12 protein-coding genes are annotated in these 14,058 nt (G+C 62.0%); 11 read left to right on the top strand and 1 reads right to left on the bottom strand.

Annotated elements, in window-relative coordinates; genetic code table 11:
• Positions 1-5: 5 nt before the first annotated feature.
• Positions 6-1,244 (bottom strand): YihY family inner membrane protein, encoded by a 1,239-nt coding sequence (locus KBF66_RS03475; RefSeq protein ID WP_296652287.1) that lies wholly within the window; start codon positions 1,242-1,244, stop codon positions 6-8.
• Positions 1,245-1,331: 87 nt separating this feature from the next.
• Between KBF66_RS03475 and KBF66_RS03470 the strand changes: the two genes are divergently transcribed.
• The 11 genes from KBF66_RS03470 (at position 1,332) to KBF66_RS03420 (ending at position 13,983) form a co-directional block, all read left to right on the top strand.
• On the top strand, positions 1,332-1,748 hold the full coding sequence (locus tag KBF66_RS03470; protein ID WP_296652353.1) for a DUF2069 domain-containing protein: 417 nt from the start codon (positions 1,332-1,334) through the stop codon (positions 1,746-1,748).
• Positions 1,717-3,174: an FAD-binding oxidoreductase gene (locus tag KBF66_RS03465; protein ID WP_296652284.1), complete on the top strand. Its 1,458-nt coding sequence runs from the start codon at positions 1,717-1,719 to the stop codon at positions 3,172-3,174. The genes KBF66_RS03470 and KBF66_RS03465 overlap by 32 nt, the downstream gene beginning before the upstream one ends.
• Before the next feature lie 60 nt (positions 3,175-3,234).
• A complete protein-coding gene (locus KBF66_RS03460; RefSeq protein WP_296652282.1) occupies positions 3,235-3,393 on the top strand; it encodes a type II toxin-antitoxin system CcdA family antitoxin in 159 nt (52 codons plus the stop codon).
• A gap of 22 nt (positions 3,394-3,415) precedes the next feature.
• Positions 3,416-3,640: a CcdB family protein gene (locus tag KBF66_RS03455; protein WP_296652279.1), complete on the top strand. Its 225-nt coding sequence runs from the start codon at positions 3,416-3,418 to the stop codon at positions 3,638-3,640.
• Positions 3,640-4,473 (top strand): thymidylate synthase, encoded by an 834-nt coding sequence (locus KBF66_RS03450; RefSeq protein WP_296652277.1) that lies wholly within the window; start codon positions 3,640-3,642, stop codon positions 4,471-4,473. The genes KBF66_RS03455 and KBF66_RS03450 overlap by 1 nt, the downstream gene beginning before the upstream one ends.
• A gap of 33 nt (positions 4,474-4,506) precedes the next feature.
• Positions 4,507-5,673, top strand: coding sequence for an MFS transporter (locus KBF66_RS03445; RefSeq protein WP_296652274.1), 1,167 nt, complete (start codon positions 4,507-4,509; stop codon positions 5,671-5,673).
• A gap of 37 nt (positions 5,674-5,710) precedes the next feature.
• Positions 5,711-6,598 (top strand): DMT family transporter, encoded by an 888-nt coding sequence (locus KBF66_RS03440; RefSeq protein ID WP_296652269.1) that lies wholly within the window; start codon positions 5,711-5,713, stop codon positions 6,596-6,598.
• A 14-nt stretch (positions 6,599-6,612) separates the two neighbouring features.
• Entirely contained in the window at positions 6,613-7,110 is a 498-nt protein-coding gene (locus tag KBF66_RS03435; protein WP_296652266.1) for a dihydrofolate reductase, read from the top strand.
• Positions 7,111-7,163: 53 nt separating this feature from the next.
• Positions 7,164-7,964 (top strand): exodeoxyribonuclease III, encoded by an 801-nt coding sequence (gene xth, locus KBF66_RS03430; protein ID WP_296652265.1) that lies wholly within the window; start codon positions 7,164-7,166, stop codon positions 7,962-7,964.
• A 218-nt stretch (positions 7,965-8,182) separates the two neighbouring features.
• A complete protein-coding gene (locus tag KBF66_RS03425) occupies positions 8,183-12,976 on the top strand; it encodes a PAS domain-containing protein (RefSeq protein ID WP_296652262.1) in 4,794 nt (1,597 codons plus the stop codon).
• A gap of 2 nt (positions 12,977-12,978) precedes the next feature.
• The gene (locus tag KBF66_RS03420) at positions 12,979-13,983 is read left to right on the top strand and encodes an HD domain-containing phosphohydrolase (protein WP_296652259.1); all 1,005 of its coding nucleotides are present in this window, start codon (positions 12,979-12,981) and stop codon (positions 13,981-13,983) included.
• Positions 13,984-14,058 lie beyond the last annotated feature (75 nt).

The raw sequence follows: 14,058 nt of genomic DNA, 5'->3' as shown, positions 1-14,058 counted from the left end.
AATTTTCATAGCACGTCCCGCAGATGCAGCAAGCGCCAGCGCCCGTTTTTCCATAAATTTTCAGTACTGGGTTCCTGCTGCAGCAGCAAAGCCTCCAACAGCGGCGCAAGCGCCGTCGTATCGGGGTCAGCCAGCAGCAGCAGCCGTGCGCTGCTGTCGGGTGGTTCCTCTTGCAACTGTCCAACCCAGTCGAGCTCGATCAACGTCTCGATCACCGGCTCCAGTTGCAAGGATTCGACCTGCAACAATGCGCTCAGGCGCTCCAGGCTCAAGCCCTTGTCATCGCTGCCACGCAACCGGTCGAGTTGCTGCAGCGTCTCCAGCGCGAGCAAAAAGTGCCAGCCATGCGCGCGGGCCCGGCGCTGCACGCCCATCAGCAAGCTCGGCAAATAGGCTGCAATCACCGCCCCCAACAGCACGATCACCCAGGCGGTGTAAATCCACACCAGCAAAATCGGCACCGTGGCAAAAGCCCCATACAGCACCGAGTAGGTGGGCACCTTGCCCAGATAGAACACCAGCACCCGCTTGGCCAGTTCAAAGCCCGCCGACACAAACAGCCCACCCACCCAGGCGTGGCCCCATCGCACGGCGGTGTTGGGCACATACCGGTACAGCGCTGCCATGCCCCACGCCAGCAGGACAAACTGCAGTGTATCGAGCAGCAGCTGCACACCCCCAGGAATCACCGCCACCACCCCTTTGGATGCCGACAGCGCGTAGGAGGTGATGCTCAGACTCACCGCCAGCAGCAGCGGCCCCAGGGTGACCGCCGCCCAGTACACCAAGACGCGCTGACCCAGCGGCCGCGGTTTGCGCACGCGCCAGATGTTGTTGAGGGTGCGGTCGATGGTCAGGATCAACGCCAGCGCCGTCACAAACAGCACCGCAACCCCGGCCCCGCCCAATTTGCTGGCCTTGCCGGCAAACTGCGTCAGGTAGCCCAGCACCTGCCGCGCGATGCTGTCGGGAATCAGGCTGTCGATCAGCCACTTTTGCAGCACATCCTGAAACTTGGCAAACATCGGGAAAGCGGTAAAAACCGCCAGCACGACGGTAAAAAACGGCACCAGCGCAATGGTGGTGGTAAAGGTCAGGCTGCTGGCGGTCAGGCCCAGGCGGTCTTCGCGAAAGCGTTCACGCAGCGTGAGTGCGGTGTTTTTCCAGGGGAATCGGCGCAAATCGGCCAGCAGGGCATCGATCCGTTGCGGCCAGTTCGGTGGTGGGCGTGCATTGTGGGTCATGACCGCTATGATGCCACCCCAATGGATGCCCCCGCTCAAAACCCAGTGCCGACCGCCCGCGCAGTGCTTGACTCTGCCGGGATTCCGATGGCCGCGGCACCCGCCACGCCGCGCGCTTCGGTGGCGGCCACCCGTGTGCTGGCGGTAGGCAGCCTGTTGGGGCTGATCGTGCTGGGGCTGGCGTGGGAACTGTGGCTGTCACCCATCCGCCCGGGCGGCTCGTGGCTGGCACTCAAGGTATTGCCGCTGTGCCTGCCGCTGGCCGGGTTGCTGAAAAACCGCATGTACACCTACCGCTGGGTCAGCCTGATGGTATGGCTGTACTTTACCGAGGGCGTGGTGCGCGGCTACAGCGACAAGCCTCCGGGCCACTGGCTCGGGCTGATTGAAGTGCTGCTGTGCCTGCTGCTGTTTGTGGCCTGCGCGCTGCATGTGCGCCTGCGGCTGCGCCATCCCACCCCACCTTCTCCTGATGAATCTGACCATGCAAGCGCCGCTGGATGAACTGATCGAACAGTTGGTTACCCATGTTGGACGCCCGCATGTCCTGACCGAGGGTGATTTGAGCGCCTGGGAGCAGGACTGGCGCAAACGCAGCCACGGCAAGGCGCTGGCGGTGGTGCGCCCCGGCAGTGCGCCGGAAGTCGCGCAGGTCGTCAGGTGTTGCGCGGACTATCTTGCCAAACACCCCGGCTGCGGCTTGGGCATCGTGCCGCAAGGTGGCAACACCGGGCTGGTGGTGGGTTCCACCCCAGATGAAAGTGGCCACCAGATTGTGCTCAGCCTGCAACGCCTGAATGCGATTCGCGCCATCGACCCGGCCAACCTGACCATCACCGTCGAGGCAGGTTGCGTGTTGCAGGCGGTTCAGGAAGCCGCGGGCGCAGCCGGGTTCCTTTTCCCTTTGAGCCTGGCGGCCGAAGGCTCATGCACCTTGGGTGGCAACCTGGGTACCAATGCCGGTGGCACCCAGGTGCTGCGCTTTGGCAATGCGCGCGAACTGTGCCTGGGGCTCGAAGTGGTCACCCCGCAAGGCGAGATCTGGCCCGGTCTGAGCGGCCTGCGCAAGGACAACACCGGTTACGACCTGCGCCACCTGTACATCGGCTCGGAGGGCACGCTGGGCGTCATCACCGCCGCCACGCTCAAGCTCTACCCGCTGCCTGCGGCCCAGCTCACCGCATGGGCCGCGGTGCCTTCGCTTGACGCCGCATTGCAACTGCTGGGTCTGGCGCATCGCCATCTGGGCGCCGGGCTGACCGGCTTTGAGGTGATGGGCCAGTTTGCCCTGAGCCTGGTGGCCAAACACTATGCCCAACTTCGCGTGCCGCTTTATCAGGACGTGCCGTTTTGTGTGCTGCTCGAGCACGCCGACCCTGCGTCGCAAGCGTACGCCCGCACCCAGTTGGAAACGCTGCTCGAAGCCGCGCTGGAGGCCGGTTGCGTCAGCGACGCCGTGGTCGCGGAAAACCTGGCCCAGGCGCAAACCCTGTGGCACATTCGCGAAAGCATTTCGCTGGCGCAAGCGCAGGAGGGGCTCAACATCAAGCACGACATTTCGCTGGCGGTGTCGGCCATCCCCGAGTTTGTCCGCAGCACCGATGCGCTGTTGCGTGCCGCCATACCCGGCGTGCGCCTGGTCAACTTTGGCCACCTCGGTGACGGCAACCTGCACTACAACGTGCAGGCACCGCTGGGGGTCGATGCGGCCGCTTTTCTGCTGGAGCAGGAGCCCACTGTCAATCAGATCGTGTTGGATTCAGTGCAGCGCTTTGGCGGCTCGATCTCGGCCGAACACGGGGTTGGCAGTCTCAAGGTGGACCACCTGGTGCACTACAAATCACCGGTGGCAATACAGACCATGCGCGCCATCAAGCGTGCGCTGGATCCGCTCAATCTGATGAACCCGGGGCGCGTCCTGCTCCCCTAGGCATGCATGGTCAACGCGTTGATGCGCATAGAATTTGCGCATCCATCACGGAACCTCGACATGTTGAACTTTGAAAACGCCGCCAATGAAGCCACCAACCTGTCGCTCAATGTCAAGGTGCTTGAAGTCGCCCGGGGCCTGGGCACGAACTTGTCGCAGACGGTAGATGCCCTGCTGGCCGACGAAGTCACGCCGCATTCACACCCCCTTCATCCTTGATCTGCAAAACGGTTACCCTGACATGCTCGAGACTTTTGTCGCAGTGCCTTTGCGTGCCGAAGGAATCGTCGGCAGACGGCTGGGCCGTATTCATTCGCTTCTGACCGTCGGCGGGCAAAGTCTGGTCCTGGACACCCCGATGATGGCGACTTTTCCCCACCGTGGTCTGGGACGTCCTGTGTACAACCTGCGCCAAAGCCAGCTTGAAATTCAAGACGCGTTGGCCGCGCTATTTGGTGAATATTGATGCCACCCCCTCCCATCCGCTCCCAGTACGAAGACTTCCTGCGCCACGTCCACACCCATGGCGTGTTCAAGGCTGACCGCACCGGTACCGGTACCCAAAGCGTGTTTGGCTACCAGATGCGCTTTGACCTGAGCGAGGGTTTTCCGCTGGTCACCACCAAGAAGGTCTTTCTCAAAGCCATCATCGTCGAACTGCTCTGGTTCTTGCAAGGCGGGCGCAACGTGAAATGGCTGCAGGAGCGCGGCTGCACCATCTGGGACGAATGGGCGCGCCCCGACGGCGACCTGGGCCCGGTCTACGGTGTGCAGTGGCGCAGCTGGCCCAAACCCGATGGTGGCCATATCGACCAAATGCAGCAGGTCATCGACACCCTCAAAAGCAACCCCGATTCGCGGCGCATCATCGTCAGCGCCTGGAACGTGGCCGAGCTTGACCAGATGGCACTCATGCCGTGCCACGCCTTCTTTCAGTTTTATGTGGCACCACCAGCTGCGCCGGGTGCACGCGGTAAATTGAGTTGCCAGCTGTACCAGCGCAGTGCCGACATCTTTCTGGGGGTGCCTTTCAACATCGCCAGCTACGCCCTGTTGACCCACATGGTGGCGCAGCAATGTGATCTGGACGTGGGCGATTTCATCTGGACCGGTGGTGACTGCCACATTTACAGTAACCATGCCGAACAAGTGAGCTTGCAGCTCAGTCGTGCGCCTTTTTCCTACCCAGCGCTTTTCATACATCGCAAGCCCGCTAGCATTTTTGATTACCAGTACGAAGACTTTGAGGTGCAAGGCTACCAATGCCACCCGGCCATCAAGGCACCGGTGGCGGTCTGACAGCGGCTGGCCGGCGTGACGAGTCCTGCCAAATTGCCTTGGGCTCACATGGCCTTGCTGGCCATCATTTATCTCGCCTTTATCAGCCTGGGCCTGCCCGACGGTGTCCTGGGGGTCGCCTGGACGACGATGCGCCTGGATCTCAACCAGCCACTGGCGGCGGTGGGACTGCTGACGCTGGTAGGCACCATCGCCTCCGGCCTGAGCACCCTGGCCAGCCGCCATGTACTCAAGCACCTGGGGACCGGCCCGGTGGTGATGCTCAGCGGTTTCTTGACCGGACTGTCACTGCTGGGCTATTCACTGGCACCGTCCTTGACCTGGCTGATGCTGCTCACCGTTCCACTGGGCCTCGGAGCCGGCGCGGTGGACGCCGGGCTGAACCATTTCGTGGCAGCGCACTATTCGTCGCGCCACATGAACTGGTTGCACGGCTGCTGGGGCGTGGGTGCCACGTTGGGGCCACTGATCATGGGCAGCGCCCTGCTGCTGCCGCAGGGCTGGGCCAGCGGCTACCGTACCCTGGCGCTGCTGCAGCTGACGCTGGCGCTACTGTTGCTGGCGTCGCTGTCGCTTTGGACGCGTGAGAGCGCCAAAGCTGGAACGCAGGCCGACGCCACAGCGCAGCTGGCGCCGACCCAGCCCGTCCGTACGCTGGCCACCTGGCTGGCACCGCTGGCGTTTCTGCTCTATGTGTCGGCCGAGCTAGGCACCGGTTTGTGGGCGGCCAGCATTCTGGTGGGTGAGCGCGGCAGCAGCGCCGCCACGGCCGGGCTGTGGGTATCGTTCTATTACGCGGCCATCACAGCCGGGCGTTTTGCCGTTGGGCTGGTGGCCAACCGGTTGGGCAACCGGCGCTTGATCCGGTTGGGGTTGCTGCTTGCCATCTCCGGTGCGGTGCTGTTTGCGCTGCCGGGTCTGTCCTCGCCACTGGCGCTGGGTGGGCTGGTGCTGATGGGATTGGGTTGTGCGCCCATTTACCCATCGATGATGCACGAGACGGCACAGCGTTTTCCGGCCACCATCACCGCCAAGGTGATTGGGCGACAGGTCGGATTTTCCTACCTTGGCGGCGCCATCGTGCCCGCGGCCTGTGGCGTCCTGGCCACCACATTTGGCCTGGGCGCCGTGATGCCCGCGCTGGTGATGGTGCTGCTGGCATTGCTGGCCACCACCGAACGCCTGAACCGGCTAAGCTGACCCGTCCGCATCACCCACCAACACCGCACCCCTCGCCATGCACACCCACGTCACCCGCCGCCAGCTCTGGGGCATGCTGACCCTGACCCTGCTGTGGGGCATGAACTGGCCGATGATGAAGCTGGCTCTCGAGGGCCTGACCCCGCTGTTCTTTCGCGCCGGCACCATGGCGCTGGGCGCGTGCTGGCTGTTTGTCTATGTCGGCCGGCGCGGTGAGCGCCTGCGCCCGCGCGGGCGTGAATGGCTCAGCATTGTGGGGCTGGGGCTGCCCAATGTGCTGGGCTGGCACACCCTGTCGATCTTTGGCGTGCAGGCGCTGGCCTCCGGGCGCGCGGCCATTCTGGGCTTCACCATGCCGATTTTCACGGTGCTGATCGGTGCCCTGTTTTTTGGTGAACGCATCACCCCGCGGGTGCGCCTGGCGGTGCTGAGTGCAGCGCTGGCCATTGGCCTGCTGCTGTGGCATGAGTTGCAACGCCTGAGCGGGCGCCCGACCGGCGTGGCCTGGATGCTGAGCGCCGCATTCTGCTGGGGTCTGGGTATTGTGTTGTTTCGCCGCGCCCAGATGACGCTGTCTGCCACCGTGACCACGGTCTGGATGCTGCTGCTGTCCAGCCTGGTCCTGTGGGTGCTGGCGCTGGCGCTGGAGCCGCTGCCGCAACCCACCGGGTTCTCGACCCGACTCTGGCTGGGACTGGCCTACGCCGCGTTCATCAACTATGGCGTGGCCCAGCTGATCTGGTTTGGCCTGGCGCGCGACCTGCCGCCAGCCACCAGCGCCATGAGTGTGATGGCCATCCCGCTGGTTGGCACGCTCAGCGCCACTTTCATCGTTGGCGAAATGCCGCACTGGCAGGACTGGCTGGCGATGGTGTTTGTCATGCTGGCCATCGCCAGCGTGTTGCTACCCCCACAAAAAACCTGAACCTGCGCCACATCATGCAACTCAAACTGATCTTTGCCCGCGACCGCAATGGCGTCATCGGCCAGCACAACACCCTGCCCTGGCATTTGCCCGAAGACCTGGCACATTTCAAACGCAGCACGCTGGGTTGCCCGGTGATCATGGGGCGCAAGACCTGGGACTCCCTGCCAGCCAAGTTCCGGCCACTGCCCGGTCGCCTCAATATTGTGGTGACACACCAACAGGGCTGGCAGGCCGACGGTGCGCTGGTGGCGCATTCGGTCGAACAAGCCTGCGCGTTTTGTCCGGCCGACAGCACCGCCTGGGTGATCGGCGGTGCTGAAATGTATGCCCAGGCGCTGCCACTGGCCAGCGAAGCCGTGGTGACCGAGATCGACGCCGAGTTTGCGGGGGACGCCTTTGCGCCCACCTTTGGCCCGGCATGGACAGAGACCACGCGCGAGTTGCACCAGTCGGCCGCCGGGCTGCCGTATGCATGGGTGATCTACCGGCACGAAAGGCTTGCAAATTGACACAATTTGATAGCGATTAACCTAATATCCATATGCGCTAAGGAGCATTTTCTATGAAAAATATTGCCACCTGGAACGTCAACTCACTGACCGTGCGCCTGCCGCAGGTACTGGACTGGCTGGCGGCCAATCCGGTCGAGGTGCTGGCGCTGCAAGAGCTGAAGATGAGCGACGACAAGTTCCCGGCCGAGGCGTTCCGTCAGGCCGGTTACCACGCCCAATGGTTTGGCCAGAAGACCTACAACGGTGTGGCGCTGCTGTCGCGCCAGCCCGCCACGGAGGTGATCAGGAACATTCCCGGTTTCGATGACGACATGGCGCGCGTCATCAGCGCCACTGTGCCTCTGTCGGGCGGCGTCGACACCAGCCAGTCGATCCGTGTGGTGGGGGCCTATTTTCCCAATGGACAGGAACCCGGCAGCGATAAATTTGACTACAAGATGGCCTGGCTCAAGGGTCTGCGCAACTGGCTGCGCAACGAACTGCAGCAATACCCGAGTCTGGTGCTGCTGGGTGACTACAACATCACCTTTGACGATGCCGACGTATGGGACCCCGAAGGCATGCGCGACCAGATCCATTGCACCGACGACGAGCGTTACCACCTGCAGGCGCTGGTGGCACTGGGCATGCACGATGCCTTTCGCCTGTTTGAACAGCCGCCCAAGAGTTATTCATGGTGGGATTACCGCGACATGGCGTTTCGGCGCAACCGTGGCATGCGCATTGACCATATCCTGATCAGCCAGCCGCTCAAGGCACGGGCCAGCGCCTGCTGGATCGACAAAACGCCGCGCAAAAATGAACGTCCCAGCGATCACACGCCAGTGCTGCTGGCGCTCACAGAGGTCTGAGCCAGCTATGCGAAAATCGCTGTGGCGCAAAAATCTGCAAGAGTTTCCGGCGCAAATTGCGCGGCGATGGAATGCCGAGCGGCGCACCGGCCGCCGATGCACCAGGAATGTGCCGAGTCGTTCTGCCCGAGATAGCATCCTGAGCTTGTTTCCAGCCATGCGCGCGGGTCACTGAATACAGGTTTTGGTCCTGACACGGCCACATTTCGCGAGGTCCCATGCCAACATCTTCCCGCGACCGGTTTATCGTATCTGCCACCGCCAGTTACGCCCTGCTGGCGCTGGCCTGGATCTTTCTGTCAGACCAGTTGCTCTCAGTTTTCACCGACATCGGCTCCGTGGTCTGGTTGTCCAGCGCCAAAGGTGTGTTTTTTGTACTCGCCACCTCGGGCCTGTTCTTCCTTGCGATGCGGGCCGTACCTCAAGCTGGGCCAACCCGCGGCACCGTCATTTCGCAGACGCTGGACACACGCTTTCACCCCACCCAGGCCAATCGATGGCTGCACTATGTCTTCGCTGTGGTCATCACTCTGGCCATGCTGGCCATGCACCAGAGCATTGGCACCACGCCGGTTGGCCAGCCCCTGCTGGTGATCTTTATGCTGCCCATTGTGCTCAGCGCCCTGCTTGGCGGTCTCGGGCCAGGCGTGCTGGCCACCGCGTTGGCCGCGCTGTCGGTCAACTATTTGGCCTTGCCACCGCTGAACAGTTTGCGCATCAGCAACAGCCAGGACTTGTTTCAATGGTCCATGCTGATCGCCAGTGGCGTGGTGGTCAGCCTGCTGGCCCACCGACTCAAGGCTGCGCTGGCGAAAGCCAATGTCGACCGCAGTTTGCTCAATTCGGTCGTCAGCGGGACATCAGATGCCATCTTTGTGAAAGACCGCCAGGGCCGATACCTGTTGGCCAATCAGGCCACTGCGGGTTTTATTGGCAAAAGCGAAACTGACATCGTCGGGCGTGACGACAAAGGCCTGTTTGACGCTGATTCTTCAAAGCAGATCGCCGCCAACGACGCAGCCATCATGACTGCTGGTGCCAACCACACACTGGAAGAGCGGCTGGTCAGCCTTGACGGCAAATCCATGGTGTTCCTGGTGACCAAAGGGCCCGTGTTTGACACAACGGGTCAGGTCGTGGGCCTGTTTGGCATCTCCCGCGAGATCACCGCAAAGATCAGGGACGATGAAGAGCGGCTGCTACTGAGCGAAGCCTTCAAACAAACGGCGCAGCCCATGCTGTTTGCCAACGCTCAGTTGCTGATCACCTACGCCAACGCGGCGTTTTGCCAGTTGTTTGGCTACCAGGAACACGAGTTGCTGAACCAGTCGGTGAGTTGTCTGTCCCCGGTAACGCCCGATGCCCTGGCTCAGCAGGCAGCACTGACGCGCACAGTCATCGAGCAAGGTCGGTGGTCGGGACAGATCGAACGCCGCGCCAAGGACGGCAGCCTGATCACGGTCGCGGCCAATTTGGGTACGGTTCGTGATGGCCATGGCAACTTGCTCGGGTTTCACGGCAGTTACCTCGACCTGAGCCATCAGGTGGAACGGGAGCAATTGCGGGGTCGGTTGTCACAGGCCGACACGCATCGACAAGCCAGCGATGACGCCCGTCTGCGTGCTGAAGCGCAGTTGCAGGACCGTGAGTCGACGTTTGGCAGCATGCTCGAAAACATGCTGGGCGGTTGCCAGATTGTCGATTTTGACTGGTGCTATACCTTCATCAACAAGGCGGCCGAATTGCAGAACCGCTGTCCGGCGGCGACACTGCTGGGCCGCACGGTGATGGAATGCTGGCCGGGCTTCACCAAAACCGACGTGTTCGCGCTAGAGCAAGCGTGCATGACACAACGCACCGTCCAGGCCAAAGACATCCAGTTTGAATTTCCTGACGGTCATTCGGGCTGGTACCGCGTTGTGGTGCAGCCCGTACCTGAAGGCATTGCGATTTACTCCGAAGACATCAGCGCCCAAAAACAGCTGCACGCCGAGTTGTCCCAGTTCAACCAACAGCTTGAAGCCCAGGTACGCCAACGCAGCCTGGAGTATTTGAACCTGTACCACCAGGCACCCTGCGGCTACCACTCACTGGGGCCGGATGGCAAGGTGTTGCGTGTCAACCAGACCGAGCTTGACCTGCTGGGTTACACCCGTGAGGAGTTCCTTGGTCGCCACCTGTTTGAATTCATGACCCCCGACAGCGTGGTCGCGTTTCACCGTGAGTTCAACGCGTTCCTGACCAGCGGCCGTGTGCGCGATCTGGAATTTGACTTCATCACCAAGGACGGTCAGGTCAAACCATTTCTGATCAGTGGCGACCTGATCCGAGACGAGCAGGGCCAGCCCAAAGAAACCAACAGCATGATGGTGGACAACAGCGAGCGCAAGGCGCGCGAGCTGCAGATCCACGACCTCAACCGCCTGCTCAACGAAGTCGTGGCGTCCCTGCCTTTTGGTCTGGTGGTGTATGACGAACACCGCCGCGCCGTATTGCGCAACACCTTGTACGGCACTCTGCTGGACTATCCGCCCGAGCTGATGGCCAAGGAGCCGTTTTGTTTTGCCGACTCGGTACGCTTCAACCACGACCGCGGTGACTACCCCGGACGCGCATTCGATGAGGTGCTGGCAGGTTTCGTGAAATTCATGGACGAGCGTCAGAGCATCCAGTTTGAGCGGCAACAAGCCAACGGCCACTATCTGGAGGTGCGGGGTCTGCCGATCTCCCGTGGCTGGACCTTGCTCACCTACACCGATATCAGTGCCCACAAACTGGCTGAACAGAGCTTGCACGAGGCCCGACATCGGGCCGAAGCCGCTGGCGAGGCCAAAGGTGCCTTTATTGCCAACATGAGCCACGAAATCCGCACGCCCCTGAACGCCATCCTCGGGCTGGCGTACCTGCTTGAGCAGCACCAGCTGCCCGGGGATGCCAGCGACCTGGCCCACAAGATCCGCGTTGCCGGGCGATCGCTGCTGGGCATCATCAATGACATTCTCGATTTCTCGAAAATCGAGTCCGGCAAACTGCAAGTGGAAAACCGGCCCTTTCGCCTGGGTGACGTGCTGGACAACCTCTCCACCATCATGTCCAGCAGCGCCGGCGAAAAAGACCTGGAGCTCATCATTGCCCCGCCACCGGGCAAGACCAGTCAATTGCGCGGTGATGCCTTGCGGCTGGAGCAGGTGCTGATCAACCTGGCGGGCAACGCCATCAAGTTCACCGAGCGTGGTCATGTCGAGCTGGCCGTCAGTGTGGTGAAACAGGAGCCCGAACACCTGACCCTGCGTTTTTCGGTGCGCGACTCAGGCATCGGTATTGCCTTGGACAAGCAACAAGAGATCTTTGAGCTTTTCTCCCAGGTGGACAGTTCGGTCAGCCGACGGTTTGCCGGCACCGGGCTGGGTTTGGCCATCAGTCGGCGGCTGGTGCGCTGCATGGGGGGTGAACTGCAGGTCACCAGCGTGCCCGGCAGCGGCAGCGATTTCTGGTTTGAGCTGCGGTTTGAACACGGTCAGGATACCTGGCTGGCAGCGCCCGAGATGGCCGGGCTCAGCGTGCTGATTGCCGATGACAACCCGATTGCCCGTGAGGCCCTGCGCGGCATGGTGCAGGGGTTGGGCTGGCAAGCCACGGCAGTCAGTTCGGGCGAAGCCGCCATTGAACATGTGCAGGCCAGGGCGCAACAGGTCTGGCAGACCGAGGTGCTGCTGCTCGATCACAAGATGCCGGGCATGGACGGACTGGCCACTGCCAAACGGATTCGTCACGAGCTCAAGAACGCCAACGATCCGATCATCATCATGGTCACCGCATACGCCAGCCGCGAGCAGCTCAACCACCCGGATCGGCATCTGGCCGACGCGGTGCTCAGCAAACCGGTGACCGGCTCCAGCCTGTACGACGCGGTGTCGCGCGCCTTGCGGGTGCGTCAGGGCGGTGAAACACAGGCCCCGGCCCGGCCGGTCGAACGCTTGCGCGGGATGCGTATTCTGGTGGTGGACGACAGCGACATCAACCGCGAAGTGGCACAGCGCATCTTGAGTGGAGAAGGGGCCAAAGTGTCGCTCGCCGAAGACGGCAAACAGGCGCTGGATTGGCTGACGGCTCACCCCGGCGAGGTCGAGCTGGTATTGATGGACGTGCAAATGCCCATTCTCAATGGCTACGACGCCACGCGCCAGATCCGGCGCAACCCGGCGCTGGCGCGTCTGCCAGTGGTGGCTTTGACCGCAGGGGTGTTCATGGAGCAGCAGGAGCTGGCCAGCCATGCCGGTATGAACAGCGTCATCACCAAGCCGTTTGATGTCGATGCCGCCATTGCGGTGATCATCCAGCTGACCGGCTGGACCGCGCCCGGGCCGCAACCGGTGGCCCAGCGGTCCGACCTGCAGCCCACGTCAAATGCCATGGCAAAAGACACCAGCATGACACCCGACCTGCCAGGACTGGCCATCAGCGCCGGACTGGCGCTGTGGCAAGACCCGGCCAAGTACCGCCAGTACCTGCGCAAGTTTGTGCGCATGTATGGCGATGTGGTGCCCACCCTGCGCGCGCTGGACCCCAAGGACGCGGCCGCGCTGGCCCACAAGTTCAAGGGGGCAGCCGCCTACATGGCACTCAGTGAGGTGCCCCATCTGGCCGAGCAGCTGTATCGTCATTTGCAAGCCGGCACCGACCCGACACCTGGGCTGGATGCCTTGCAGCGCGCACTTGACACAGCCCTGGCATCAGCGGCGAAGTACGCACAGGACGAGGACCCCACCGAATTGACCGAAACGGTCAATCTCGACCTGGCACAACTCAAGGCCTTGTTGACCCGCCTGTTGCAGGCGTTTGACACCGACCGCCCCAGCGCCATCCGGCCCGTTCTGGCCGAGTTGGGCCGGGCGCTGCCAATGGCACGGCTTCAGGCCCTGCACACGGCCATTGAAGACTTTGATTTCCGTGGCGGTGAGAGCGCCACCCACGCGTTGGCGCATGAGCTGGGTCTAAATCTGGGAGACTGAACATGCACGTAGGCCCGATCCTGATCGTGGACGATGAGCCACAAAACCTGGCTGCGCTGGAGCAGATTCTTTCGCCACATCACCTGCTGGTGTTTGCACGCAACGGCGCTGAGGCGCTGGCGGCCGTGCAAAAACACCGCCCCTCACTGGTCCTGCTCGACATCGAAATGCCCGACATGAGTGGTTATGCCGTGTGCCGGGCGCTCAAAGCCAGCCAGGCGACGGAAAACATCCCGGTGATTTTTGTCAGCGGTCTGTCGGCGGTCGGTGATGAGGCCACTGGCTTCGAGGTGGGTGCGGTGGACTACATCGTCAAGCCGGTGTCACCACCGATTGTGCTGGCGCGGGTGCGCACCCATTTATCGCTGGTGCGTGCCAGCCATCTGGAACGAAGCCATTACGATGCCATCCACATGCTCGGTGAGGCCGGCCATTACAACGACAACGACACCGGTGTCCACATTTGGCGCATGGCCGCTTACGCCGGCGCACTGGCGCAGGCCTGTGGCCTGTCGCCTGAACTGTGCAAACAGATCGAGCTGGCTGCCCCCATGCATGACACCGGCAAGATTGGCATCTCCAACGTCATCTTGCAAAAACCGGGCAAACTCGATGCCGCTGAATGGGTCGAAATGAAAAAGCACCCCCGGATTGGCCACGACATCCTGTCCAAAAGTGACGCTCCGCTGTTTTTGCTGGCCGCTGAAATTGCGCTGCGTCACCATGAACGCTGGGACGGCACGGGTTACCCGGACCATTTGGCGGGTGAGGCAATTGCGCTGTCGGCACGCATTGTGGCGCTGGCCGATGTGTTTGATGCACTCGTCATGAAACGGCCTTACAAGCCGTCATGGCCGGTCGAGAAAGTCATGGCCACCCTGCGCGAAAGCGCTGGCAGCCATTTTGAGCCACGCCTGGTGCAGGTGTTTGAGTCGATCCTGCCGCGCATTCTGGCGATCAAGGCGGTTTGGGATTTAAAGGAACAAGAGCAAACCGCTTTGTCCTGATCCTCGCTCGGCTTCAATGCGGTGACCCATAGGGCACTGTTTAGATAAATATTGGATAGCAAACAATCTATGCTG

This window comes from Rhodoferax sp. (assembly GCF_018063565.1).
GTDB lineage: Bacteria > Pseudomonadota > Gammaproteobacteria > Burkholderiales > Burkholderiaceae_C > Rhodoferax.
Note: the sequence above shows the minus strand (reverse complement) of the source record. Positions and strands in the feature narration are given on the sequence as shown.